Here is a 25,488-nt window from a genome sequence, read left to right as displayed (position 1 = left end):
ACGCAAATCTTTAATTAGTACGGATTTCTAGTGCATTGATCAAAAGTTCTCTGCTGCGTTCATTTACAGCTTCAGTACAACGTAACCAGCCATGAGTTCAGTATAGCTGAGTACCCTAAGACTGAAACAGATTGACTGGCAATTAGTATGTATATATCAATTAGCGGCTTCGGCCAGGGTGATACAGCGCAATCCCTTTGCTTTGGCAGCCTCCAATAAAGCAGGCAGCACGGCTACTATGACAGGTTCATTGGCCGGGGTGATCGCAGCATTACCATCATGCAACAAAATGATAGCGCCCGGGCACAAACCTTTTATGAGCTTGGCTTTCACTTTTTCTGTGTCATTCACTCTGGTATCAAATCCGCGTACAGACCAGCTTGCCAGGTGCAATCCCAATTTTTTAAGGATAGGATCGAGAAACGGATTCCGTAAACCTGCAGGTGCACGGAAGAACGTGGGCCGTTTACCAGTGATGCGTTGCAAAGTTTCCTGCGCAGCCAGAATTTCGATCATCATTTTTGTATAGCCGAACATTGAAAAAAAGACACTATGGTGTTGGCTATGGTTTTCTATCGCATGCCCGCGTGTAACGATCTCACGGCACAGTTCAGGATGCTGTGCCGCTTTATTGCCTATGTAGAAAAATGTTGCCTTGACCTGGTAACGGTCCAGTATATCCAGCACCGGACGTGTGACTGCAGGCTCAGGCCCGTCGTCAATAGTCAGGGCTATTTCATTCCTCAATATGGCAGCTGGCGGTAATTTAGTCCAGTTTGGCCCTAACCAGGAACTTCGCGGCCATAAACCGACCAACGAGATTACCAAATGGTTGGCCAGGAATACAGCCAGCCACCAGTGCCAGAGAGCAGGGGCGATCACCAGGCAAATCAGTAATGCCACATGTAGCAAGATAGACGCTTTGATAAACGACGGTGCTTGCTTCCATTTGAAAAGAAGACTTTCGTTTTTGGTTTGAAGCTCTGTCATGATTGTGCAGCCGTATTCTGGTTGCGGATGGTTTTCCACTTCGCCTGCTGTTTATCCAGGAAGTTAAACCACAGCTGCTGCCAAACCGGCCAGGTGTGATCCCCTGGGATTTTACCTATATGGGGGGCAGGTATTGCCTGCTCCATCAGCGCAATGCCATCTGCAAAGCGGTCTTCGGTTCCGTAACCAAGGTGTATTTCAACTGCCTGCGCATGTTTTAACCATATCCAGTTAGCACGCTCAACATCGTCATCTGCAATGACTCCTGGCTGCCACGCAAGCAAGCCACCAGCATTGGCGATTTCGCCGGTGGTCATGCGATTGCCGGGATAAGGTGCCATCAGGAATAGACCATGCACCTGACCTGGATAATAATGCGCATGCGCCATGGCGATATAGCCGCCAATGGAAATGCCCGCCAGCCAGATTGACTGGTATTGTGAAATCGCAGGTGTCACCACTTTACGGTTCAAATCACGCAGTGCAGTCTGGTTGGCAATCTGCTCAAACGGCAATTCCACCAGCATAAGGTCTATGTCCAGATCACGTTCACGTACTGCCTGTACAAAACCTTGCGCGATAAAGTCCTCAGGCTTGTGAGTGGCGCCTGGCAGCAGGATAAAAAGAGTGCCGGCTTTTTTTCCGCTAGTGGCTAAATCAACCAGGTATCGCATCAGGCGGCTGCTTTCGTGCGAATACTGCGGAGAAAATCAATGCCAGAATCACCCCAGGCGCCACGGTCACCCCCATCGCTTGTAACACCGGTACAGTGGAGAAAGCCAGCAGGCCGAAACCGAGCACGGTGGCGACGTTGGCGAAAACCAGCGAAGCGTAAGTCTGGGGAGCGATAGACTGATTGCCTTGACTGCTTGGGTTGAAAAACAGGGCATAGTTGGAGCCGATCGCCACAATCAGGAGTAAACCAATCAAGTGCAGGATAATCAGCTGCTGGCCAACTAAAGCGAGGCCAGCCATCACTGTTAATACTGCAGCCACTAACGGGATAATAATTGCCAGTAACTGTTTGAATGAACGCAGTGCAAATAATAACAACCCGATAATCCCCAGCACACCCGCCAGCGATAGCAAGATTGCCTCCTGCATATAGCTGGAATAAAGTTTGTTGGACTCGGCTTTCATATCAACGAACAACACATTCGGGATGCTCGCATCGCGTAGCGCTTGACGTACCTGAGTGGCATCGATATCGCTGCCAGAGGGGGCAGTCAGCGGGATCAGCGAGCTCCAGCGTTGGCCTTGCTGCAAGAGCATGGCATCTACTGCCATCGCCATTGAAGTACCTTGCAAGTTGCTGCGCTGCAACAAGGGCTTTGCCCGATTGGTTTCTATATCTTGCTGGAATGGTTCTAGTAAAGCGGCTTTAATCGGCAGGTCTTTCAATGCGGTATTCAACCTGGATTTGAGCTCTGCGCTATCAGGCAAGCTTTCCAACCGGGCTTGTTGGGTGGCCTGGCTAGGCAAGTAATGGCTGGCGCTATCAAAGCTGGCCAGCAAACCTTTATTCACCAGGTTTTGCAGCGTCAGCGATATTTTTTCGGTATTACCAAGTACCGTTTCCTGGCTATCCCCTGATAAAACGATGACATAACGCACATCCGGTGCGCCCATACCGCTACGTAGCCGGCCATCCAATGCCTGGCCAGCCGCGCTTACCGGGCTGAGTGCCGATAACTCTGTATTCCATAATCGATCGTGGTGGTTGTAGACAATGATGCCTGACGCCACTACCAGCAAAATGGCCGGCCAGCGCAAGATACTTGCGGATTTAGCATAGTGTGCCAGTCGAGTACCGCTATTACTGAAGTCCTTGATATCAAAATTAGCAGGTAACAAGAAAGGCAGTACATAGCGTGTCATGGCCGCAGCGGCTATCAACCCTGCAACCGAATACAGGCCGAGTTGCGCCAAACCGGGAAAGCCGGACATAAGCAGCGATGCAAAGCCAAACACCGAAGTGAGCACGCCCAACCTGACGGTAGGCCACACGGTTGCCACCCACTTTTTGCGGTTCTGTTCCCTGTTGCCACCGTGCTCGGTTTGCATAAACAAATAGATCGAATAATCCACTGCTTCGCCTATCAATGCCGTACCAAAACCCAGGGTGATGCCATGGACCACGCCAAACACCAGGCTTACCGATGCGATGCCAGCCAGGATGCCGGTAGCGACCGGTAGAAAACCTAATAACAAAGCTATCTTCGAGCGATATACGGCTAACAGCAACAATGCGATCAGGACCGAACTGACGATAAAGATAACCCTGACCTGCATTTTGATGGTATCGCGCGCAATGACTGAGAATACGCCGGGGCCGGTCATTAATAATGTTGGCTTGATGCCGGATGCACTGATGTTTACCGCTTGGTCGAATGCAGTGCTGATGGTCTGCATCGCAATTTTCTGCGCATCAGTATCTGACCCTGCGGCGCTTGTTTGCATGAGTAGCAGTGCAGTATTGCCATCCCGAGATGCCCAGGCGCCTTCAAACATATCCGGGCGACTATTTCCACTGAAGGCATCCAGCAATTGCAGCATCTCACCAGTTGGGTCATGCGGTAACAAAGACTTCGTCAGCAAACCAGCCGGGGATGCTAGCTGGTCTATGCTGTCAGTGATGGCTACACGCAGGCCTTCGGTGCTGAAATGTTCAGGCGTCACAGCGGGGCTCAACAGGTAGCGATGATTAAACAGATACTCACGGTCACGTTCTGCTGTAATTTCTTCGCCATTATTAACGCTGACAAATGCAGGGTGACTGCGTAGCTTATGGGCGACAGCTTTAGAAAGCGTTGCACGCGTTTGCGGGTCAGCGCCCTCAATTCCGACCAATATCAGTCTTGAAGCCAAACCATCTTTAAGCTGATCCATCAGCAATTGCTGTTCTGCGGTGGGGTGGCTAGGCAAAAATGCCGATAAGTCGGCGGTAAAGTGGCTGCGGGCTATAATTCCCAGGCTAAGCAAGACCATGAGTAGCCACAGCACGATTGCCGTACGGGCAGGGCTCTGTTCAGCAAATAAAGAAGGTTTGGTCACTAGAAGTAGGCTGACTATTCGAGTGAGGCAGGCGCTTGAGGAACAGGCGTAATTGTCATGACCGAACTATCACCATCGGCTTGTTTGATTTCTATGGTCTGCATCCACTGATTGGCGCCACTAATCGTAATATTGCTCACTACTTTTTTCATCTTATCCTGTACAGGCAGCAGACTGAGTTTCCAATCTTCCTCTGTTCCGGAGAGGTTTAGTTTATAAGACTTTTCCAGGGCTTTGCGGTCGCCAGCCAGTGTGCCGCGGATACTATCAATAAAGGCAGCAATTTCAGGGTAACTCTGCAAAGACAATACGTGTTTTTTGCCGCGTTGTTCAACAGTCAACTTGTCTTTCTCTAGAAGCATGCTTTCTGGTTTGGGCTTTAAGGTGCGTTTTTCCAGGCGGTCAGGAGCGGTATAGAACAACTCACCAGAGGATTCGACAGGTTTATCCAGTACAGCGATATTTTTTTTCTCAATAAAGCTGGCATGCCCGCTTTGGGTATTTGCCAGCAATCGCATGAGTTGGTCCAGATCCCAGGTACCCTCGGCTTTGCCGGACAAAGACAACAGGCATAGCAACAAGCCAGTAAGCGCCATCGTTATGTAGCGTTTGGTCATAAAATTCGGGATATTCATTTGTCCTTTTCCAGCAATGAAGCAGGGGTCGACTGCCAGTAATCGAAAAAATTAAACCAATTGTAAGGCGCCACACGCGTGTATTGGTTCAGTAATTCGGTATAACGCGCAATCGCTGCATTTACCGTCTGCTCACGCTGACCGCGTGGAACCTCTGAAAAATCTGCCAGCGTTTCAAAGTGTACCTGGTAGCGGTTATCGCCCATATACAAACCTGCCATAAATACGACCGGGCGGCGCAGCAAGGCAGCCATGCGGAACGGTCCGGTTGGAATGGCTGCTGTATCGCCCAGCAAATCTACCTCTGCCATAGGCTCATTGCCCAAGGTGCGGTCAGAAAGCATTCCTACCAGCATGCCTTCATCCAGGCATTGCTGTAGTTGCAACATGGAGTCGATCTGGCCTAAAGGAATCACCCCCATAGAGGCTTCCGGATTGATCGCCGCCAGCATGGCATTGATTTTCTGTGCATTGTCTTCGTGCATGACCATAGACACTTTTAAACCGGGTAGTTGCCGGCCAATTGCACGCATCACTTCAAAACTTCCCAAGTGGGCACCCATCAGCAGCACACCCTCTTTGGCATCGATCAGGGGACGAATGACATCTTTACCGTGAATCTCGATATCAAATAAATCGTAGTCACGGTTGATGAGGTAAATGCGGTCATGGATAGTGGAAGCAAAGCTGAAAAAATGCCGGTACAGATCTCTCCAGGTAGCCGGCCGCCCCAGTGCACGCGGTAAATAATTCAGGGATGCTTTACGGCTGGCCGGTGAGAACAGTACAAAATAAAAGGCGATAAGATGCAATGCCGAGCGAGAGATAGTACGGCCCAGGCGCAATGAGATCCAGCTCATAATATGCAGCATCAGCATATTGCTGCGCTCTTTGCGCTGCAACCATGGGGCAGATTTCTGGTAAACGCTTTCTTTTGGTTGTGACATGCGGTTAAGCCTTCACTTTTGCGCTGAGGCTGCCAATGACGATTTGGCGTTGATTATTATTGTGGGGGCACAATACTTCAAATTTGATGCTGCCATTGGCGAGCTGCTCGTATTCCAGGCTTGCAGATTCACCCGGGGTCAGCGGGTTCAGAAATTTGACCGAGCTGATCTGCCAATCAGTAACTGTCAGGCCAATCTCGCTACTTAAGGCATGCAGTACTTTATCTAACAGCACAACGCCCGGCACGATAGGCGTGCCCGGAAAGTGGCCTGGGAAAGCCGGGTGGTCTGGTGAGATGCTGAATGGAGTATGTTTTTTCATGAGCTATTCTTCAGTTACTTTAGTGTTACCGCGTGAGCTCACTAATAAAGATTTGTAATGCCTGGCGGGGAAGCTTACCCGTGCTGTTGCGAGGCAGCGATTGCGCAAACAACAGAGGCCTGGGTAAAAATACCGGATCAATCCGTTTGCGCAGTTCGTCTAATATATGTGCGGCAGTAAGGGTAGGCGCCACTACACACGCACTTAGACGCGTCACGTGGTCTTGCGACAGCTCGTCTGGCATAAAGAACGCCCCATCAACCACACCGTCTATACTGGTCAAGTGATGATTGAGGCTGGCTAGAGAGTTACGCTTTCCTGCAATATTGATAATATCCTGCATGCGTCCTTGCAACAGGAACCTGTCATCAGCAGTGGGCACAATCACATCATTGAGTGCCGCTGGGATCTCTACATGGCCACCTTCAGCCCATAGCCGGTCAGCGACGGTTTTCAAGCGCACATTCGGCATCAGTCGCCATTCATCGGTTTGCGTAGTACGCCGGGTCGCAATCTGGCCGGTTTCAGTGCTGCCGTATATCTCAATCAAAGGTGCATGCACACATGCTTCTGTTTTGTGGGCGAGAGCTTCCGATAATGGTGCCGTGGCTGATAACACTAATGCAATTTCAGGTAATGACACTTCTGCATCTAACAGCAAGCGTAAATGCAGTGGGGTGGAAACCAGTATCCGTTCGCCATTGGTTTGGTTAAGCGCCTCCGTAATATCTTCGGGGTAAAACGGCTGTCCGCTGTGCAAAGCGTTGCTACTTTGCAACGGCAGTAACACTGTAGACTCGAATCCGTACATATGCTGGGGCGGTATAGTGCCTACAAAAGTGTATGTAATGTCCGGCTTTAAACACAAACTTTCGGTTTGCGCCTGTACATTATGCACCAGCGAACCCCAGCTTTTTATATGAGGCAATGGTGTGCCAGTTGAGCCGGAAGTAAAAACGATAGCCGCCACTTGTTGAGCATCAATCAATGGAATTTCTTCAGCAGTTGTTTGTTTGGCCAAACTTAACGGGTAAAGCAATTTAGGCAGCGCGATGTCGCAATCCTGATTGTCATGCAGGCAGAAAACATCTGTAGCAAAAGCTTGCAGTTGCTGCACCATCTCAACTGTGTGTGTCGGGGGTAGCAGGCTCACTTTATTACTCACCAAAGCTGCCGCAAAGCCAACGGCAAAGTGATAACGGTCACGACAGACGTTTAACACATGCTTGCTTGCCGGGAGTTGATTTGCCAGTGCAGCCACATCAACAAGAAACTGCCCGACAGTTACCGCTGAATTTTTTCGCCAGGCAATCTTGTCATTGAGGCTGGTGTGGCTTACTAAAGGAAGTTTCTGCATGGAATAATTGTTTAAAGCGTCAAGATTGTCTGGAGTCCAGGTATGCACGGACTGCATCCATAACATTGCCATTTGGCAAGTCTGTAAGAACGGTTCGGCGCACCAGGAATTCTGCAATAAACATCAGCGCCACCAAAGGCAGTGTCAGGAAGTTCACAAAAAACGACCAGGTAGCCAGCGGGGAAAAAAAGAAAAGCAAAGTAGAGACAATTACCATCAAACCGAAGAAAGTAACCCAGGCTATTGTTACATGATAAGCATAGCGTTCGTGATCGGCGGGTAGTGGCCCGCCATTAATAGCCTCGGCAAAACCTACACATAAAGGTTTACGACCGGCTTGCAGTGTTCTGGCGAAAGTAATGAGTAACATCAGCATAAGTCCTATATCCTGTAACCAGAATATCAAACCGGTATGGTGTTTGATCAGCGGCAATGCCCACCAGCTTGAGATTAAAACCAGCAATACGAAACCGATTCCCAATAATTTGGAATCAATATTTATTGCAAATACAAATGCAATCAATAACAGTGGCGCTAAGGCGAGCAGGGCACCTAACAGACTAGCTTGTCCCAAGGTATTTACATGGTGAACAAGGAGCGCAAAAGAGACGATGACTAATGCTATTAGCAGGCCACTGATGGCTTTAAAAGCTTTAGGCATGGCGTCTTTTGATTACTAGGCGGATGGCCGCGCTACTTGGTTTTGTTGGCTGCTACGTAATCGGTAAGACTACGCAGAGAGCTGAAAATCTGGTGATTGTTTTCGTTATCGGACTTAAGTTGCAGACCATAGCGTTTGGAAACCACCAGTGCAATTTCAAGGATATCAATCGAATCCAGGCCTAAGCCAGTGCCATATAAAGGTGCATCAGGTTCTATCTCATTCGCAGCAACATCCAGGTTCAATGCCTGCACCATTAACTCGGCGACTTCCAGTTGTAAAGCAGTGTTTTCCGTCATATAACTCTTTATGTGAAGTTGGTTAAGTCAAAAACATAATCTTTAAGTTTGATGTATTTTAGCAGTATTGTTCAATTTTCATTGATAGCTAATTGAAACCATAAGTTTAGAGCGTCTAGGCTCCAGCAAATGTTGGATACCTTTAAGACATCACTAGTCAGTAGGAAACTATGAATGACTATGTGGAACGAGGATGAATCTTGAAGTTTTGTTCGACGGAATTACGATGCCGTTTTGGAGGTGAAACCGGATTTTTTCAAGTATTCAAGATTTAATGGTTAAACCTTGATTGCAATGAATTTTGAAGCAGAAACACTATAGAGTGTTTTGGCGTCCCCACGGGGATTCGAACCCCGGTCGCCTCCGTGAAAGGGAGGTGTCCTAGGCCTCTAGACGATGGGGACCTAAGAAATTTTGCAACATGTGCATTATACCATTGTTTCAAGAAATCGAAAAATATTTTTATAAAAAACTCAATACTTTCAACTACTTGGTGGAGATAAGCGGGATCGAACCGCTGACCTCTTGCATGCCATGCAAGCGCTCTCCCAGCTGAGCTATACCCCCTAATCCTGGTAATGCATTTCTTTGTTTTGCACTGCAATTCAAAGAAGGCGCCATATTAATGACGGGCACATATCTTGTCAACGATTTTTCGCAGGATTCTGTAAAAAACTGTGATTGCCGTTCATTCAATGGCTGGCGCCAGTTTAAAAGCTGCTTTTAGCCGCGGATATTGCTCTGTGCGCTGAATTGTGACAGCTCCACATAAGGTTGTGGTTGCCAGCCAGCGGCGCGATGTTCGGCCACTACGTTCGTGAAAATGCCGCCCCGTACATAAAATTTAGCGGTAACGCGCATAAATTTAGGATCAATTGCTGCCACTAAATCATCCAGTATCTGATTGGTGACCGCTTCGTGAAAACAGCCTTCATCGCGGAATGACCACATATATAGTTTTAGGCTTTTTAATTCCACACATAATTTGTTAGGAATGTAATCCAGATAAATCACTGCAAAGTCAGGCTGGCCGGTTTTCGGGCACAGGCAGGTAAATTCCGGAATTTCCATATGAATATGAAAATCACGGCTTGAATTCGGGTTTTCAAAGGTTTCCAGGGCTTTAGTGGGTTCAGCTGTTGGTTTGCCACCGAGTAATTGTTCGTTCATTGCAGGCTATGTTTCTTGGGAAAAGTGGGTATTATAACGCTTAAGCAACCATTCAAATTCTTATAAGCGGTTTTCTTACTTTGCGTCTCACTCATCTAAAACTTGCGGGGTTCAAGTCTTTTGTCGATCCTACCACTATTCATCTGCACGGCCAGCGTGTAGGCGTGGTCGGGCCGAATGGCTGTGGTAAATCCAATGTGATGGAATCCGTGCGCTGGGTGCTGGGCGAATCCTCAGCGCGTGAAATGCGTGCCGATGCGATGGATGCCGTGATTTTTAATGGCTCAGGCAATCGAAAACCAATTTCACGTGCGAGTGTGGAGCTTGTGTTCGATAACAGCCTGGGCGGCGCCAGTGGTGAGTGGAATCAGTATGCCGAAATCTCGGTCAAGCGCGTGATCGAGCGCGATAAAGGCTCTACTTACTATATTAATAATACCGCCGTGCGTAGACGTGATGTGGCAGATTTGTTCCTGGGCACCGGTTTAGGTGGTCGTGCTTATGCGATTATTGGACAGAATACAATTTCACGTATCGTGGAAGCCCGACCTGAAGAATTACGGGTTTTTCTGGAAGAGGCCGCCGGCATCAGCAAATATAAGGAACGTCGCCGTGAGACGGAATTGAGACTGCGAGACACCCGTGAAAACCTCGAACGGGTTGAAGATATTTCGCGGGAGATGAATAAGCAGATTATCAAGCTTGAAGCGCAAGCAGTGGTCACGCAAAAATTTCATACCTTGCAAGACGCCCACAAGCTGGCTGAGGCGCAGTGGTGGTGGTTACGCAAGCGGGATGCCGTGCTAGCGCATGAAGCAGCTTCGCAAACCGTTGACCAGGCGGTGAATGCACTGGAAGCGCAAATGGCCAGCTTGCGCGACAAGGAGCTACAACTCGAACAATCGCGTCAACATCATCAGGAAGCTTCTTCCCAATTGCATACGGCACAAGCCGCTTTTTATGAAGCGAATTCGCAGGTTTCTAATCTCGGTTTGCAAGTCAAGCAATCAGAAGAAGCGAGAGACCGGCTGCTGCAGGAGCAGTTGCAGTTGCAGCGCCAGATGGAACACCGCGCCCAACAGCACTCACAGTTGCAAACACAACTAGCTGATAAAACGGCTGCATTGACCATTGCTGAGAGTTCGGTGGCGCAACATGCGCTGAATCTGCAATCCTTGCAGCAAGGTTTGCCGGAGCAATCAACACAATTACAGATAATCCAGCAAGCAGCAAATCAGGCACAGCAAGCTGTGCAGCAAAGCCGCCAGCAAATGCAGCTGGAACAGAATAACGTGAATTTTATCCAGCGTAACCTGACCGAAGCAGGGCAACGTTTACAGCAATTGCATTATGAGCTTGAACGCTGGGCATTGCCGGATACACAGTCGTTAGGCCAGCTTCAACTGCAGTTGATTGAGCAGCAGGATGCTTTGCAGCGCGAAGAGCAGCAGCTTGCCGATTTGCGGGCGATGGAACACACGCAACAGCAAACGTTGCAGCAATCACGCAATAGCTGGCAACAAGCACAACGTGCCTTGCATCAATTGGAAGCTGAGATTCAATCGCTGCAAAAGTTGCAGCAAAGCATGAAACAGGATCAGCAACTAGGCCCTTGGTTGCAAAAAACCGGTTTGCAATCCGCGCCTCGCTTATGGCAGGTCGTTCAGGTCGATTCAGAATGGCAGACGGCATTAGAGGCGTTCCTGGGTAATAAATTAAATGCATTATTGCCAGAAACTATATTGGAGTGGTCGCAGTTGCCACATCCACAGGCTGCTATTGCGATTGTTCATGCTGGGTCAGCCTCTTCATCTACGGAGCAATGGCAAGGGTTGCCAAGTCTGTATAGCTTGTTGACGATCAAGCAACCGCAGGTGGCTGCTGCATTGCAACACTGGTTGGCTGGAGTATATGTGCTTGCTGATGCTCAGCAATTATCAAGCTATCAATCACTACTGCCAGATGATATTAGTTTGCTGACCAAAAGCGGGGATATTTACCAGCGGTTTAGTGCGGTGTTTCATGGTCGCCAAAACCAGATGCAAGGCGTGCTGGAACGGCAACAACAGCTGGATAATCTTCAAGCCGGGTTGAAAGAAGCGCAAGAGGCCGTGGCTGAGGCGCAGCAAAAAGTGCATACGCAAGAAGTCAGCCTGCAAAATACCCGCCAGCAACAGCAGCAATCCCACCAAAGCATCAAGCAATTGACGACTAGCCTGCATGACGCGCAGATGCAGGTATCACGTTTACAACAGGCGCATGATAATGCCATGCGTCGTCAAACAGTGCTTAAAGAAGACATTACTCAAGCTGAAAGCCGCCAGGCTGATCTGGCTGCGGAAATCGCACAGGCACATGCCAATATTTCAGGGCATCAAGCGCAATTTGCTAACCTGGAACAAACGGCACGCGAAACACAGGCGCAAAAACAGCAAGCCGAACAGGCATATTACAATCTTCGTGATACTGTTCAACAAGCTGAAAAGGCACATCAGTCACAAGTATTTGAGCAAACGCTACTCAAAAATGCAGTCAATGACTTACAGCAGCGACTGACGCAAAACGAACAGGAAAGTCAGAACCTGCAACATCATCTGGCTGAAACTGAGCAGGCATTAGCCATCAGCAATATGGAAACGCTAAAAGCAAACCTTGCGCATGCGCTGACGCAACAGCACGATTGCGAGCAAGCATTGGCTCAGGCGAGAAACCAGCTTGCAGAGCAGGAAAATGCACTGCAGACACAAGAGCGCAACCGCATGCTGGTGGAACAACAGTTGCATCCGTTAAGAGATGCTGTTGAGCAACGACGCCTCAAGCAGCAGGAATGCCGCTTACAGGTAGAACAATGTCAATCTGCCCTGGCTGAAACCGGGCTGGATGAGGCATTGATTCAAAATGGATTGGATACTGATAGCAAAGTGCATGTGTTGGCACAAACTACACAAAAATTACAGCAGCAGATACAACAATTGGGGCCGGTTAATATGGCAGCGATTGAAGAGTTGTCTGTTGAGAAAGAGCGTAAAGGCTATCTGGATAGCCAGTTGAAAGACTTACTGACCGCCAGCGAGACGCTCGAAGAAGCCATCCAGAAGATAGACCGGGAAACGCGGGGCAAGCTGCGTGCAACGTTTGAAGAGGCCAATCGTAACTTTGGCGAGTTGTTCCAGACCTTATTTAATGGTGGTCAGGCCAAGCTGGAGTTACTGGGTGACGAAATCCTTGATACAGGTGTGCAAGTGTTTGCGCAGCCGCCCGGCAAGAAAAATACAACTATTCAATTACTTTCTGGCGGCGAAAAAGCTTTAACGGCAATGGCACTGGTTTTTGCGTTGTTCCGCTTGAATCCCGCACCATTCTGTTTGATGGATGAAGTGGATGCACCACTGGATGACAGTAATACCGAGCGTTTTTGTCAGTTAGTGCGGGTAATGTCTGAAAAAACGCAATTTTTGTTTGTTTCGCACAACAAAATCACCATGGAAATGTCTCAACAATTAATAGGCGTAACCATGCAGGAATCCGGAGTATCAAGGATTGTAGATGTTGATATAGATGAGGCGATACGCATGCATGCGGCGTAAGGCATGTTTTGTTGTATCATATCGCGGAGTTTTAAAGGATAGTAAGCATACATGTCTGATTTGTGGATGATTTTGGTATTGCTGGGGGTCAGCATCGTACTGGCAGTGGTAGTTTTTAACTGGTGGCAAGAGAAAAAGTACCGTAAAGATGTTGAATACCGTTTCAGCCACACCCGTGCCGATGTGCTGGACGGCAGCCAGGTAAAAGAGCCTGCCAGGAAAACACAAGGTGCTGAAAATGCCGAAGAAGTTGAAGGCTGGATGTCAGAGCCACGTGTTCGCCCATCAGTAAAATTCGAGCCGGAATTTAATGTTGGGGATAATGCAAAAGCAAAACCAGCCTCCGCACCACCCCTGAAAACCCTTGATGCCAACAAACAGGGTAGCGAACTACGTCCAGTGCCACCGGTGGCTAATCCTTCTGTTTCAAAAACAAAACCCGCTTTTACAGAGCCTGCTTATAAAGCCGAGCCATCCGCGCATCAGCCGCAATACCAGGCAACTGATCATTTCTCTGAGCCGAAATCACCGGCAATGGAGCAATTAACCACAGATTACTCTCCAGAATCTTACGATTTAAGGTCAGATAATGACTATCAAACTGAATCCGCAGCAGGTTCAGTATCAGCCGTTGCCATACCGGCTGCCTTGCATACCGCTATGGATTGGGTAGGCGTAATCGATGCGCCATTAGGGGTCATGCTGATTGAACTGGAAGACTTGCAAGCTGAAGCCAGGACGTTCCCGCACCATGCTACTTTATGGGGGCAACAAGCTTCATCAGCAGTGTGGCTGGATGTATTGGCAATGGATGCAGCCGCGATGCAGAATCAAGTACCATTAAGCCAGGTAGTTTGCAGTTTGCAGTTGGCAGACAGGGGTGGCCCGGTTGACCAGGACACACTGAAACGCTTCCAGAAGTCGATGGAAACCCTTGCGCGCGCATTAGGGTTGACCATTCATTGGCAGGGCGGATACGAGCCGTCGCAACAGGCTCAGTTAATTGATGCTTTTTGCATTGAGGTGGATAAAGCCGTTGAGTTTCATGTGCTGGCCAATCAGGGCATGTTCCACGCAACCAAGCTACGTGGCCTCGCTGAAGCCAGCGGTATGCAACTTAGTCCAGAAGGCCGTTTTGAGTTATTTAACAGTGATGGCGACCTCGAGTATTCGATTCGCAATTATGAAGGTAAACCTTTTTCTGGCGAGATGCTAAAAACGGCAGTTATGACAGGAGTGACATTTCAGCTGGATATCCCTACAACAGCTCACAGCCTGCAGGTGTTTGATCGCATGGTCGATTTAGCACGCAATATGGCAGGCAGCCTGAGTGCGAGTTTGATTGATGTAAACCGCAAGCCTATCGGTGATGTGCAGCTAGACAAAATCCGCCAGCAGTTAAACAATATTTCAAATGCCATGGCTGCACAGGGTATTACGCCCGGTAGCGCCCATGCCAAACGCCTGTTCTCTTAATCATGTCTGTCAATGATGCTGCGCTGGTTTTGCAACAGCTTAAGCAGCGTATTGCTGAGTACGACTACCATTATTATGTGCTTGATGAACCACAAGTGGATGACAATGAATATGATGGTGTCTACCGGGAGTTGTTGGAGATTGAACAAAAACATCCTGAATTGGTCACTCCAGACTCTCCCAGCCAACGTGTAGGCGGGTTGGCGTCAGCCGCTTTTGAAAGCGTACAACACCGGCAAGCCATGCTTTCGCTTAACAATGCTTTCACTGAGCAGGAGCTGGAAGCATTTGATCGCCGCGTGCGTGAGGCGACAGATGAAACAAAAATTGAATACGCGGTAGAACCCAAATTTGACGGCCTGGCAATTACGCTGACTTATGAAAATGGCGTATTTGTTCAGGGCGCAACACGTGGAGATGGTTATACCGGTGAGAATGTCACCCACAACCTTAAAACCATCCGCGCAATTCCAACCAGGCTAACCTCAAGCAACCCGCCAGCTTTACTTGAAGTGCGCGGTGAGGTACTGATGTTGAAGAAAGATTTTGAAAAACTGAACCAGCAACAGGCCGCTATTGGTGGCAAGCTGTTCGCTAATCCACGAAATGCCGCTGCGGGCAGCCTGCGTCAGCTGGATTCCAATATTACTGCTAAACGCCCATTGCACTTTTTTGCCTATGGCTTGGGTGCAAGTGAAGGGATTCCTGCATTGCATTCACACGCAGAAGCCATGCAGTACCTGGCTGACTTACGCTTTCCGGTGACGACTCTGCGCGGCGTTAAGCAAGGCGCACAAGGCTTACGTGATTATTATGCCGAGATTGGTGCTTTGCGCCCCAGTTTGCCTTTCGACATCGACGGGGTAGTTTACAAGGTCAATGATTTTGATCTGCAAAGCACGCTAGGATTTGTCTCGCGTGCGCCACGCTGGGCGGTTGCACATAAATTCGCCGCTGAAGAAGCGTTGACCATAATTGAAGACATCACTGTGCAGGTGGGTCGCACAGGTGCTATTACCCCGGTGGCCAGGTTGAAGCCAGTGTTTGTCGGCGGTGTCACAGTCACCAATGCCACCTTGCACAATGAAGATGAGTTACGCCGTAAAGATATTCAAATTGGTGATACGGTGGTTGTCAGACGGGCGGGGGATGTCATTCCGGAAGTTGTTTCACCCAAACCTGAGTTGCGTCCGGCAAATGCGCGCTTATTTGTCATGCCGGTCACATGTCCTGAATGCGGCTCACATGTAGTCCGCCTGCAGGATGAAGCGATTGCGCGCTGTACCGGTGGATTGATCTGCCCGGCACAACGTAAACAGGCAGTTACACATTTTGCTTCGCGCCGTGCGATGGATATTGAAGGTTTGGGCGAGAAACTGGTTGACCAACTGGTTGCACGTAACCTGGTGAATCATCTGGATGATGTTTACCGCCTTGATTTAGAAAAATTGTCAGGCCTGGACCGTATGGCCGATAAGTCAGCACAAAATGTGCTGGCTGCCATTGAAAAAAGCAAGAAAGCCACCTTGCCACGATTTATCTATGCGCTAGGGATTCGCAATGTGGGTGAAGCAACGGCCAAGGATCTCGCTCAGCATTACGGTGATCTGGATACACTCATCCATGCCAACATTGAAAGTTTAATGCAGGTCAATGACGTAGGACCGGTGGTGGCGGAGGCGGTATACCAGTTTTTTCAAGAGCCGCACAACATAGAAGTGATTGCTGAAATGCGGCGACTGGGCGTGCATTGGGCGGATCTGCCAAAAAAATCCCAATCAGCGGCATTTGCAGGCAAGACGTTTGTATTGACTGGCACTTTACCAACGCTCAAGCGAGATCAGGCTCAGGCATTGATAGAAGCAGAAGGCGGTAAGGTAAGCGGTAGTGTCTCTGCCAAAACCAGTTATGTGGTTGCAGGTGCAGAGGCTGGCAGCAAGTTGGAAAAAGCACAGCAACTTAATGTCACCATTCTTGATGAAGACGCGTTGCTGGCGATGCTGGCATCGTCTGGTGCCGGTACGGTTAAAGAAACAACAACCAAAGAAAATTTATCTGCAGAAACTACTTCACCTAAACAAGCTGATCTATTGTGATATGCATCTAAAAATTACTTTAATTATATTACTTAATTTATTGATTATTAATGAATCATTTGCACGAGATGCTGCATTAGAGTCTTGTGATTCGGCACTGCTAAAACGTCAGTTCTCCCAAGCCATCAACATCGCTGAAAAACACCCCGCACAAGCGGAGTTCTGGTTATGCAAAGGGCGTGCGCAATCTGCCTTGAATCAGTCTGCCGATGCAGAGCAAAGCTTTAAAAAAGCCATTGCCCTCAAGCCACAAGGTCTGGATTTGATTTCAGCCTACATGCTGCTGGGGAATGTGCAGCAGGAATCAAGGCACACCACGGCTGCATTGGATAGTTACCAGCAAGCGCTCAAATTAAGCGAGCAGCAAAATATGCGGCGCTATGTACGAATAGCGCATAATTTGATCGGCGAAGCCCTGTTTGAGAATGGCCAGTACAGCGAGTCACTGCAAGCGTTTCAGGCAGGTGAAAAACTGGCACTAAATGATGATGAGCGGGCTGATAGTTATGTACATGAAGCGCTTACGTTTCAGCAAATGCAACAACTGGACCAGGCGATTGAATATCAGTTGAAAGGCGTCATGATGTTGCGTAAATCAGCCGAACCTCAGCAATACGCTGAAGCGAGTCTGGTTTTAGCTAAGTTATTTGTAGCCAAAAAAGACTTCGTGAGTGCTGATAAAACCTATCAACGCCTCATGGAGTATGCGCAAGAAAATGGCGGCAGCTTTTATGAAGCTAAAACGGCTATCGAATGGGCAGCAGCCAAGCACTTACAAAATGATGCAGCGGGGGCCGAGCGTTTACTGGCACAAGCAGAAAGTATCAGCCAAAAAATCCAGGATCCAGAATTAACTGCCTTGCTTGAAAAAGCACGCGCTGCAAATCCTTAATAATTATTTACATATTCTTCAGAACTAGCAGTAAATTCAGCCTGTCAACGTGTAAGAGTTAAGTCTCTTATGTGATTCGACTCGTCTTACAAACTTGCCTTACAAATTAGTCTGATTAAGCGCCGTGACGCTCGACTATCTGCGATAACAATAACTTGATTCTTATGTGTAAAAGTTGGATTTGTTAATAATTAAACACAGTATTATTTATCGTGATATAGTTTATCGGGGTTATCAGATTTCTATATAAAATAATTATTGAGAGAGGTTAGACAATGAATACACGCTTTATTCGAAAGGCAGTACTTGCAACAGTCATGCTGGCCGGCGCTTTACAGGCAAACGCTGACACGTTATACACCTTCAACACTAATCAATTGGCAGTGATAGATACGCTGAATCTTGGCGCTGTTTCCTATATCAATGTCAGCGGCCTGTCTGCCGGTGAGAGATTACTTGGCGTCGATCTCAGGCCTACCGATGGATTGGTATACGGTGTGACCAGTGCTAATAATCTTTATACATTCAATACGACGACTGGCGCGGCTACTTTTCAAGCCAGTTTGACTGGCGCTTCATTAACTGGTCAATCTGTAGGCATCGACTTTAATCCTACAGCGGATTTTGGTGGCAACCCTTCATTACGTGTGGTGACTGGCGCAGGCAATAATTATGCGGTTAATGCTAATACCGGCGTTGTAGGTAATACCGCTAACAATATTGGCAATGGTTACACCGCAGTTGCTTACACGAACTCCAATCCCGGTGTGAATCCAGGGGCGGGTGATACTACTGATTTGTATTACATCAACACAAGCAGCAACACCCTGAACTTCCTGAATACCGGTTTTAATAGTCCAGGTACGAATGGTGGAATTCAAACAGTAGGTTCATTAGGCATTGACCCTTTATCCGCTAATGGCTTTGATATTTTAGGTAACGGTCAAGCGTATGCATTGTTTAATGTTGATGACGGCACATTGAATTCCCAATTGTTTTCTATCAACCTGACCACAGGTGCAGCCACATACTTAACCACTTTGAACGGTACGTTCAATGGTGTAACAGGTTTGGCAGCTGTTCCGGAGCCAGGTTCCTATGCCATGTTGCTGGCGGGGATGGGTTTGATTGCAGGTGTTGCAGCGAGAAAATCCAAGCAGCGCGTTTAATCATCTGAGTAACACCAAAAGGGCTAAACGTCTCACGACTTTAGCCCTTTTTTTAAGCATATTTTAGTCTGCTAGGCAGGCTTTATTTTTAAAGAAGGCTATCTGGGATTCTTTATTAATCTATCATGTCCAATCTGATTCACGCATGAACCTTTTAAAACATCTTAGGAGCCAGTATGTTGTTGGACAATAATCGCCGTAACCCCAGTGACATACAGCCTTCTGAAATCACCCCCTTTGAGGTGTTTCAACAGCGCCGTACAGTACTTAAGGCGGCCAGTGCTTTAACCACAGGTCTGTTGTTGCCTGCTTATGCCAAAGCGGCGACTGCTAGCCTGGATGCGAAAAAAACAGCCTATGGTAAAGACGAAAAACTGACCAGCTACGAGGATGTTACCAGCTACAACAACTATTATGAATTTGGCACCGGTAAAGAAGACCCTGCGCGCGAAGCCATATTATTTAAACCTACACCGTGGACGATCAAGATAGAAGGCGCAGTCAAGCAGGCAAAAACAATCACTATTGAGCAGTTACTCGCACTGGCACCCCTTGAAGAGCGTATTTACCGTATGCGCTGCGTTGAAGGATGGTCGATGGTGATCCCATGGATAGGCTTGCCATTGAAAGCGCTTATTGATTGGGCGCAACCTACCGGCAATGCCAAATATATAGAGTTTGTTTCTTACAATGACCTGCGTCATATGCCTGGTGCACGGATGCCGATTCTTGACTGGCCATATGTGGAAGGGTTGCGAATGGATGAAGCTATGCAGCCGTTAACGCTACTCGCGGTGGGTTTATATGGCAAAGTGTTACCCAACCAGAATGGCGCGCCAGTCCGCCTGGTCGTGCCCTGGAAATATGGGTTTAAAGGTGCCAAAGCAATTACTACCATCCGCTTTGTGGAGAAAATGCCGACTACCACCTGGGTGAAAGCCGGCCCGCGTGAGTATGGCTTTTATGCGAACGTCAATCCACAAGTTGATCACCCACGCTGGACCCAATCCTCAGAAAAACGTATAGGTTCAGGCTTATTTGCCGGCCGGATCAAAACCAAAATGTTTAATGGTTATGATGAAGTAGGGCAGCTGTACGCCGGAATGGATTTAAAAAAGAATTTCTAGGGACTGATCATTAAATCGCTTGTATTTTTGTACAGCCTAAAACAGATTTTAACGTTTGTATGAACCCTCTGACGTCTCTATTACCGACAGGTCCTGTCGCTAAAATCCGCACCTTAAAAACACTGATCTGGCTAGGTGCAAGCCTGCCACTATTACGTCTACTAATCCTGGGAATGACCGATGATTTAGGTGCCAATCCTGTTGAATTCGTCGAGCGCTCCACTGGCACCTGGGGACTGGTGTTTTTACTACTTTCTTTAGGTATCACGCCACTCAGACAATGGACGCAGCAGGCTTGGTTGATTGCCGTGCGCCGCCTACTCGGGCTATGGATGTTTGCCTATGCCTGCTTGCATGTGCTGACTTACCTGTGGCTGGATTACAGTTTTGACTGGCCGGATATCGTTAAAGACATTATCAAACACCCCTATGTGCTGGTTGGCGCATCTGCTTTTCTGCTGACTTTACCACTGGCCGCCACTTCCAACCAGCGTGCCATACGTGCACTCAAACAGCGCTGGAAAAGCCTGCATAAACTGGTTTACTTCATCGGGGTATTGGTTTTATTGCATTACTGGTGGCTGGTCAAAAAAGATGTCACTGAACCGGTGATTTACAGCATGGTGTTTGCCGGATTAATGATTGCGCGCTGGAAACTGCATGTTAATCAGGCCAAACGATAGGTATTGATGCCAGATGCCATCCCTGTGTTCACTACGCTCTTCCAACAAAGGCTGATTCCAGCAAGGCATGAGCGTTATTCATAGCGCCTAATCCCCTGTTTAAGCTTCTCATGTGACAGCCGCATGTCTGTATATTTAATTCAGGCTTGACATCATTAACGCCAGGACACATTATCGCAAATATAAAAGAGAGCAATACTTTAGGGACGACTCTCACTAATGATTTTGGGGTGTGTCATTTCAACAACCGACAGGCATAGTGTCTTGGTTGTCGGCAGTTGGATTTACACTGCGGTTGTGAAGGTATCTGATGTTAAAAGTAATTTTCGAGCCCAGCGCATTCGTTCTGGCCAATCAAGCACTCGCCAGCACGTTTGAAGAATGGCGTTCCTCTTTTGATTCCTCTGGTTTTGGTTTAGCTGCGGAAACCGATCAGCACGGAAATTGCGATGCCTTATTATTTTTTAATCGGGCGAATATCGCTGTTTCAGATAACGATGGGCAAATGGTTTCCTCAATATGGACACATTTGCCAGAGCTTACACATGGGCCGTTACAAGGATTACTTTCCCAGCCTTTGCCAGGCGTATCCCAGCGGACCATACAACTCCCTTTACAGCAACTCCAATTACCGCAACTCCCCATACAAAATGCAGATCAGCGCTGGCTTGAGATAGTCACCCACGATTTTTCCAACAGTGACGGCGAGAAGCGCTATTTGTTGCTGGTGCGTGAAGTAACGCAAGAACGCCAGTCCGCGCAGGAGTTCCAGCATGAGAAATTGCGCGCTATCGCTTATGAGCGCTTCCAGTTTTCAATGCTGGAACTGGTCCTTAAAGAGCAGGATGCCACCCGTGTGCTGGAAACCATCGCCCGCGATATTGAAGCCATGCATGCGGATATGTATTGCGCCATTGTGCTCACACAACACCTGGGCAAGCTGGTGCAAACGGTGATTGCGCCGACCTTGCCTAAGGCCATGCTGGAAACCTTGTGCCAGCTGCAACTTGAAACTGACAAAGGGTCGCTGGCAACTGCAATTGCACTTAAACAACGCGTGATTGTGGAAGATGTGATGACGCATCCCAACTGGAAAAATCACCGCGATGCAGCCAAAGCTTCTGGTATCCGTGCGGGTTGGGCAGAGCCCCTGTTGACAGCGGACGGTGACGTGCTGGGTGCGTTTGCCATTTACTATCGCCAGCCGCAGACGCCCAGGGCAAACGAACAGTCTATGATTGAGCAGGCGGCCAAGCTAGTGAGTATCGTGGTCGACAGGCATTTGTCGCAGGATACGATAGAAGCACTGGCTTACCTGGAGCCGGTGACCGGCCTCCCTAATCGCCGTAAAGCCTACGAGGTGCTTCAACATTTGCAATCGCAAGCAGAGACTGCTCATCACTGGGGATTGATCTATATTGACCTGGATCATTTCAAGTGGATAAATGAAGCGCATGGGCATACGCTGGGCAGCAATTTGCTATTACAAGTGGCAGAGCGGCTGCAGAAGGTTGCGTCACCACATTTTCTGGCATGTATGGGTGGCGATGAGTTCCTGATATTGCTGTCGGGTCTGTCCGGCGAAGGCGAAAAAGCGCTGCAGCAAGTGTGGGCACTACAGCGCAAACTCAAAAAGGTATTTCAGCGTGCATTTAAAGTCGCCAATCATAAGCTGCAGATCACGGCCAGCATGGGCCTATCCACTTTTACCAGTGCCGATGCGCTTGAAACCGACTTTGTGAAAGCGGTTGATATCGCCATGCATAGAGCCAAGCAGGCGGGACGCAACACCGCATGCGTTTACGAAGCCGGCATGCAGACAGAAATTGCTACCCAGATCATGCTGGAAACTGAATTGCGCCAGGCGATCGAGCAGCAGCAGCTGGCTTTGCATTATCAGGTACAGGTTGATCATACCGGTCGGCCGTTTGGTGCCGAGGCCTTATTGCGCTGGCAACATCCCGAGCGTGGCTTTATTTCCCCGTTGCAGTTTATCCCGGTGGCGGAATCCAGCGGCTTAATTATCGATATAGGCATGTGGGTGCTGGATCAGGCATGCGCGCAGATTGCGCAGTGGCAGCAAGACCGTAAAACCAGTGATCTCAGTTTGTCGGTAAACATTAGCGCCCGCCAGTTCAGGCAAGCCAACTTTATTGCAATGGTCAAAAGCTGTATCCAGAAACACCAGATCAACCCGAATGTATTGCGCCTTGAACTGACCGAAAGCCTGTTGCTTGAAAATGTGGATGACGCTGTCAGTATCATGAGTGAACTGAGTCGCCTGGGGATCCAGTTTTCACTGGATGACTTTGGCACCGGTTACTCTTCGCTGCAATACCTCAAAAAATTACCTTTATACCAGCTCAAGATTGATCGCTCTTTTGTCAATGATATCGTTACCGACAGCCACGACCGTACTATTGTGCGCACGATTATTGCCATGGCGCAAAGCATGTATCTGAGCGTGATTGCTGAAGGTGTGGAAACGCCGGAGCAGATGGATTTATTACTGAATAATGGTTGCCGACGCTATCAAGGCTATTTGTTTGGTAAGCCTATGCCGATTGCACAGTTTGATGCCTGCCTGGAGCAGGCACTGGTTTGATGACTGCCTAATCAGGCTGCATGAATTATGGGTTGGTTGAAACGACAGCAGGCGTTTCGCCCAATATTTCCTTGATTGACTCCCCGGTAGCCTCAACAGGCTCAGTCGCCTTCGGTAAAATTTCCAGCTGGGTGGTACTGGTATTATTGGCAGCTTGCTGCGCATTACTTTCAGCAGTCAGCACGCGGATGATAATACGGTTATTGATGGTCTGCGCCAGGTCATTTTCACTGCTGGAAGCAGGCTTGGTATCGGCCAGGCCAATCGCAGAAAGCCGCTTGCTGATCACGCCTCGTGTACCCAATATCCCTGCCACACGGGCGGCCTGAGTCGCGGTTATTTCCCAGCGTTTTGCCTCTGGGTTAGGATCATCAGCAAACGCATGGCGGTCAATGTGGCCTTCCACCTGTATGGTGCGATATTCGTTTTTCAACACTTCGCTCACCAGTTTAATGACATAGGGGCCTTCGTCCGACATCGTGGATTGATCGGGCTTGAACAGCAATTTATTCTGTATGGCAATATCCACCCCAAACTCACCTTGTTGCACTGTGATGGCTTTTTGTTCTATCCAAACGGATAACACGTTGGCCAATTGTTGACCAATGGCGCGCATTTTTTCCATGTCGCGCTGTTTTTTCTCCTGGTACAAATAGCTCAGCGGCAATGGTTTCTTGATGGCGCTCAGGTTTTGCAAAGAGGATGGGTTTTCAGTATTCAGCGATGGCGCTTGGCTAGGATTACCCTGAAAAGCATTCACTACCGAATTGGATAATGTCTGGTATTTGTTCAGGTTAATCGTTGATGTGGCATACATCACCACAAAAAAAGCGAACAGCAGGGTGATGAAATCCGCATACGAAATCAGCCACCTGTCGTGGCTTTCATCATCGTCATCGTAGATCTTACGCCTGTACATCACGACTCCCGCAGGCGCAGATAGGCTTCCAGACGTTCACTGACCAGTTTCGGATTATCGCCTCTGGCGATAGAAACCCAGGCATTCAGGAGCATTTCACGGCGTGAGATTTCATGCTGGATATGGCCCTTTAGCTTATTGGCAATCGGCAGGAAAACCAGGTTGGCCAATGCCACACCGTAGATGGTTGCCACAAAAGCCACCGCAATACCGCTACCGATTTTGGCAGGATCTGAGAGATTTTCCATGACGTGAATCAGACCGAGTACCGCGCCCAGAATACCTACTGTCGGCGCATAACCACCGGCAGCCGACCAGATTTTGGCGGCATCGCGCTCTTGCACTTCAAAGTAATACATATCAATGGCACACACTTCGCGGATGCGGTCAGCCGGTGTACCGTCTACCAGCAATTGCAAGCCTTTGCGTACAAAAGGATCTTGCTCGCGCTTGATCTGGCTTTCCAGGGATAAGACACTTTCCTTACGGGCCTGCAAACTCCATTGGTTAATGCGCTGGGCCAGCTTGTGACGGTCGTCTTCAGGATGTACGAATACCCAGCGCAGCATGCGCAGGCCTTTGATAAATGTTTTCAGTTCGGTTTGCAGCAAGACTGCACCGACCGTGCCCAGCATGACCACCACAAACGCTGACGGTTGCATCAGCGATTTAAGGTGTCCTCCTTCAATGGTTTGACCCAGCACCAGGCCGGCGAGGGCGATAAGCAGGCCTGCCAGGCTACCCCAATCCATCAGGAGACTCCGGTCCAGGATTTGTCACGCATGGACGCACGCAAGCGGGCCACGGCCTGACTATGTAGCTGGCAGACGCGTGATTCTGACACATTCATAATGGCGCCTATCTCTTTCAGGTTCAGTTCCTGTTCGTAGTAAAGGCCCATCAACATTTTTTCTCGATCTGGCAAATTATCGATGGAGTCAATCAACGCCTCGCGGAAATCGCTTTCCAGCAAGGATTTAACCGGGTCATTGCTGTCATCATCCACAAAGCGGTCTAGGAAGTGCTCGCCACCACCATCGTCATCATGAAAATCTTCATAATAAATAAGCTGGTGACCCTGACAGTCGCTCAATACATCATAGTAGTCTTCGAGACTGAAATTCATGTGTTTGGCGATTTCTGATTCGGTAGGTGGGCGGCCCAACTTTTGTTCTAGTTGTTGCACGGCTACTTCGATATCTCGCATGTTTTTGCGGATACCACGCGGCAGCCAGTCGGCGCCACGTAATTCATCCAGCATGGCGCCGCGCACACGTTGTGAGGCATAGGTCTCAAACTGCGCACCGTGCGTATCTTCATAACGTTGAATAGCATCCATCAGGCCTATCATCCCGGCCTGCACCAAATCATCGACCTCCACGCAAGAGGGCAATTTTGATTTTAGCTGGTATGCCATTTTCTTGACCAGGCCGCTATGCTGCTTGAGCATCTGGTCAGTATTGTTAGTTTTGCCTTTAGCGGTATACATGTTATCCCTC

The 25,488-nt window shown here is 48.7% G+C and carries 21 protein-coding genes and 2 tRNA genes; 8 read left to right on the top strand and 15 right to left on the bottom strand.

The annotated features are described in order from the left end of the window. Positions 1-156: 156 nt before the first annotated feature. The 12 genes from ASG34_RS00195 to queF form a co-directional block, all read right to left on the bottom strand. Positions 157-990 (bottom strand): polysaccharide deacetylase family protein, encoded by an 834-nt coding sequence (locus ASG34_RS00195; RefSeq protein ID WP_082504762.1) that lies wholly within the window; start codon positions 988-990, stop codon positions 157-159. Beyond that, positions 987-1,664 carry an alpha/beta hydrolase gene (locus tag ASG34_RS00190; RefSeq protein ID WP_055825024.1) on the bottom strand — a complete coding sequence of 226 codons (678 nt, stop codon included), beginning with the start codon at positions 1,662-1,664 and terminating at the stop codon, positions 987-989. Before ASG34_RS00190 ends, ASG34_RS00195 begins: the two co-directional genes overlap by 4 nt. Next, positions 1,648-4,044, bottom strand: a complete 2,397-nt coding sequence (locus ASG34_RS00185; RefSeq protein WP_235559617.1) for an MMPL family transporter — start codon at positions 4,042-4,044, stop codon at positions 1,648-1,650. The genes ASG34_RS00190 and ASG34_RS00185 overlap by 17 nt, the downstream gene beginning before the upstream one ends. 14 nt (positions 4,045-4,058) lie before the next feature. Next, a complete protein-coding gene (locus tag ASG34_RS00180; RefSeq protein WP_055825021.1) occupies positions 4,059-4,679 on the bottom strand; it encodes a LolA-related protein in 621 nt (206 codons plus the stop codon). Further along, a complete protein-coding gene (locus ASG34_RS00175; protein WP_055825018.1) occupies positions 4,676-5,626 on the bottom strand; it encodes an LpxL/LpxP family acyltransferase in 951 nt (316 codons plus the stop codon). Before ASG34_RS00175 ends, ASG34_RS00180 begins: the two co-directional genes overlap by 4 nt. A gap of 4 nt (positions 5,627-5,630) precedes the next feature. Further along, the gene (locus ASG34_RS00170) at positions 5,631-5,948 is read right to left on the bottom strand and encodes a hypothetical protein (protein ID WP_055825015.1); all 318 of its coding nucleotides are present in this window, start codon (positions 5,946-5,948) and stop codon (positions 5,631-5,633) included. A gap of 25 nt (positions 5,949-5,973) precedes the next feature. Further along, positions 5,974-7,305 (bottom strand): AMP-binding protein, encoded by a 1,332-nt coding sequence (locus tag ASG34_RS00165; protein WP_055825010.1) that lies wholly within the window; start codon positions 7,303-7,305, stop codon positions 5,974-5,976. Between the two features lie 19 nt (positions 7,306-7,324). Then, positions 7,325-7,966 (bottom strand): hypothetical protein, encoded by a 642-nt coding sequence (locus ASG34_RS00160; protein ID WP_055825007.1) that lies wholly within the window; start codon positions 7,964-7,966, stop codon positions 7,325-7,327. A gap of 32 nt (positions 7,967-7,998) precedes the next feature. Then, positions 7,999-8,265, bottom strand: coding sequence for a phosphopantetheine-binding protein (locus ASG34_RS00155; RefSeq protein WP_055825004.1), 267 nt, complete (start codon positions 8,263-8,265; stop codon positions 7,999-8,001). A gap of 328 nt (positions 8,266-8,593) precedes the next feature. Beyond that, a tRNA-Glu gene (locus ASG34_RS00150) sits at positions 8,594-8,669 on the bottom strand. An 87-nt stretch (positions 8,670-8,756) separates the two neighbouring features. Continuing rightward, a tRNA-Ala gene (locus ASG34_RS00145) sits at positions 8,757-8,832 on the bottom strand. Between the two features lie 156 nt (positions 8,833-8,988). Next, positions 8,989-9,435, bottom strand: a complete 447-nt coding sequence (gene queF / locus ASG34_RS00140) for a preQ(1) synthase (protein WP_055825001.1) — start codon at positions 9,433-9,435, stop codon at positions 8,989-8,991. A gap of 80 nt (positions 9,436-9,515) precedes the next feature. On the opposite strand from queF, the gene smc reads away from it, so the two are divergent. The 8 genes from smc to ASG34_RS00100 all read left to right on the top strand — a co-directional run bounded on the left by smc (position 9,516) and on the right by ASG34_RS00100 (position 23,070). Next, positions 9,516-13,022, top strand: a complete 3,507-nt coding sequence (gene smc, locus ASG34_RS00135) for a chromosome segregation protein SMC (RefSeq protein ID WP_055824998.1) — start codon at positions 9,516-9,518, stop codon at positions 13,020-13,022. 51 nt (positions 13,023-13,073) lie between these two features. Further along, on the top strand, positions 13,074-14,498 hold the full coding sequence (locus tag ASG34_RS00130) for a cell division protein ZipA C-terminal FtsZ-binding domain-containing protein (protein ID WP_055824995.1): 1,425 nt from the start codon (positions 13,074-13,076) through the stop codon (positions 14,496-14,498). Between the two features lie 2 nt (positions 14,499-14,500). Beyond that, positions 14,501-16,594, top strand: a complete 2,094-nt coding sequence (gene ligA, locus ASG34_RS00125) for an NAD-dependent DNA ligase LigA (protein WP_055824992.1) — start codon at positions 14,501-14,503, stop codon at positions 16,592-16,594. A 40-nt stretch (positions 16,595-16,634) separates the two neighbouring features. Continuing rightward, the gene (locus ASG34_RS00120) at positions 16,635-17,486 is read left to right on the top strand and encodes a hypothetical protein (RefSeq protein WP_235559616.1); all 852 of its coding nucleotides are present in this window, start codon (positions 16,635-16,637) and stop codon (positions 17,484-17,486) included. 275 nt (positions 17,487-17,761) lie between these two features. Then, positions 17,762-18,655 (top strand): DUF4394 domain-containing protein, encoded by an 894-nt coding sequence (locus tag ASG34_RS00115; RefSeq protein WP_082504794.1) that lies wholly within the window; start codon positions 17,762-17,764, stop codon positions 18,653-18,655. A 176-nt stretch (positions 18,656-18,831) separates the two neighbouring features. After that, positions 18,832-19,782 (top strand): protein-methionine-sulfoxide reductase catalytic subunit MsrP, encoded by a 951-nt coding sequence (msrP, locus tag ASG34_RS00110; protein ID WP_055824982.1) that lies wholly within the window; start codon positions 18,832-18,834, stop codon positions 19,780-19,782. A 59-nt stretch (positions 19,783-19,841) separates the two neighbouring features. Further along, positions 19,842-20,465 (top strand): sulfite oxidase heme-binding subunit YedZ, encoded by a 624-nt coding sequence (locus ASG34_RS00105; RefSeq protein ID WP_055824979.1) that lies wholly within the window; start codon positions 19,842-19,844, stop codon positions 20,463-20,465. A 310-nt stretch (positions 20,466-20,775) separates the two neighbouring features. Then, complete coding sequence (locus ASG34_RS00100; RefSeq protein ID WP_055824976.1) at positions 20,776-23,070, top strand: putative bifunctional diguanylate cyclase/phosphodiesterase; 2,295 nt, start codon at positions 20,776-20,778, stop codon at positions 23,068-23,070. 25 nt (positions 23,071-23,095) lie between these two features. Here the strand turns inward: ASG34_RS00100 and ASG34_RS00095 are convergent, their stop codons facing one another. The 3 genes from ASG34_RS00095 to ASG34_RS00085 are packed head-to-tail and all read right to left on the bottom strand — an operon-like array spanning position 23,096 to position 25,478. Further along, a complete protein-coding gene (locus ASG34_RS00095) occupies positions 23,096-23,989 on the bottom strand; it encodes a flagellar motor protein MotB (protein WP_055824971.1) in 894 nt (297 codons plus the stop codon). Next, positions 23,989-24,741: a flagellar motor protein gene (locus tag ASG34_RS00090; RefSeq protein WP_055824968.1), complete on the bottom strand. Its 753-nt coding sequence runs from the start codon at positions 24,739-24,741 to the stop codon at positions 23,989-23,991. Before ASG34_RS00090 ends, ASG34_RS00095 begins: the two co-directional genes overlap by 1 nt. Next, positions 24,741-25,478, bottom strand: a complete 738-nt coding sequence (locus ASG34_RS00085) for an RNA polymerase sigma factor FliA (RefSeq protein WP_055824965.1) — start codon at positions 25,476-25,478, stop codon at positions 24,741-24,743. Before ASG34_RS00085 ends, ASG34_RS00090 begins: the two co-directional genes overlap by 1 nt. Positions 25,479-25,488: the final 10 nt, after the last annotated feature.

The organism is Methylophilus sp. Leaf416 (assembly GCF_001424665.1).
In the GTDB taxonomy this organism is placed as follows: Bacteria; Pseudomonadota; Gammaproteobacteria; order Burkholderiales; family Methylophilaceae; genus Methylophilus.
This window is presented reverse-complemented; position numbering and strand designations above follow the sequence as displayed.

Bases quoted from the DNA above. Each gene is read 5' to 3' on its own strand.
- ASG34_RS00115 (WP_082504794.1), top strand. From the start codon at position 17,762: ATGAATACACGCTTTATTCGAAAGGCAGTACTTGCAACAGTCATGCTG.
- ASG34_RS00100 (WP_055824976.1), top strand. From the start codon at position 20,776: ATGTTAAAAGTAATTTTCGAGCCCAGCGCATTCGTTCTGGCCAATCAA.
- ASG34_RS00090 (WP_055824968.1), bottom strand. From the start codon at position 24,741: ATGGATTGGGGTAGCCTGGCAGGCCTGCTTATCGCCCTCGCCGGCCTG.
- ASG34_RS00180 (WP_055825021.1), bottom strand. From the start codon at position 4,679: ATGAATATCCCGAATTTTATGACCAAACGCTACATAACGATGGCGCTT.
- ASG34_RS00170 (WP_055825015.1), bottom strand. From the start codon at position 5,948: ATGAAAAAACATACTCCATTCAGCATCTCACCAGACCACCCGGCTTTC.
- ASG34_RS00160 (WP_055825007.1), bottom strand. From the start codon at position 7,966: ATGCCTAAAGCTTTTAAAGCCATCAGTGGCCTGCTAATAGCATTAGTC.
- ASG34_RS00095 (WP_055824971.1), bottom strand. From the start codon at position 23,989: ATGTACAGGCGTAAGATCTACGATGACGATGATGAAAGCCACGACAGG.
- ASG34_RS00155 (WP_055825004.1), bottom strand. From the start codon at position 8,265: ATGACGGAAAACACTGCTTTACAACTGGAAGTCGCCGAGTTAATGGTG.
- ASG34_RS00195 (WP_082504762.1), bottom strand. From the start codon at position 990: ATGACAGAGCTTCAAACCAAAAACGAAAGTCTTCTTTTCAAATGGAAG.
- ASG34_RS00190 (WP_055825024.1), bottom strand. From the start codon at position 1,664: ATGCGATACCTGGTTGATTTAGCCACTAGCGGAAAAAAAGCCGGCACT.
- queF (WP_055825001.1), bottom strand. From the start codon at position 9,435: ATGAACGAACAATTACTCGGTGGCAAACCAACAGCTGAACCCACTAAA.
- ASG34_RS00175 (WP_055825018.1), bottom strand. From the start codon at position 5,626: ATGTCACAACCAAAAGAAAGCGTTTACCAGAAATCTGCCCCATGGTTG.
- ASG34_RS00165 (WP_055825010.1), bottom strand. From the start codon at position 7,305: ATGCAGAAACTTCCTTTAGTAAGCCACACCAGCCTCAATGACAAGATT.
- msrP (WP_055824982.1), top strand. From the start codon at position 18,832: ATGTTGTTGGACAATAATCGCCGTAACCCCAGTGACATACAGCCTTCT.
- ligA (WP_055824992.1), top strand. From the start codon at position 14,501: ATGTCTGTCAATGATGCTGCGCTGGTTTTGCAACAGCTTAAGCAGCGT.
- ASG34_RS00085 (WP_055824965.1), bottom strand. From the start codon at position 25,478: ATGTATACCGCTAAAGGCAAAACTAACAATACTGACCAGATGCTCAAG.
- ASG34_RS00105 (WP_055824979.1), top strand. From the start codon at position 19,842: ATGAACCCTCTGACGTCTCTATTACCGACAGGTCCTGTCGCTAAAATC.
- ASG34_RS00130 (WP_055824995.1), top strand. From the start codon at position 13,074: ATGTCTGATTTGTGGATGATTTTGGTATTGCTGGGGGTCAGCATCGTA.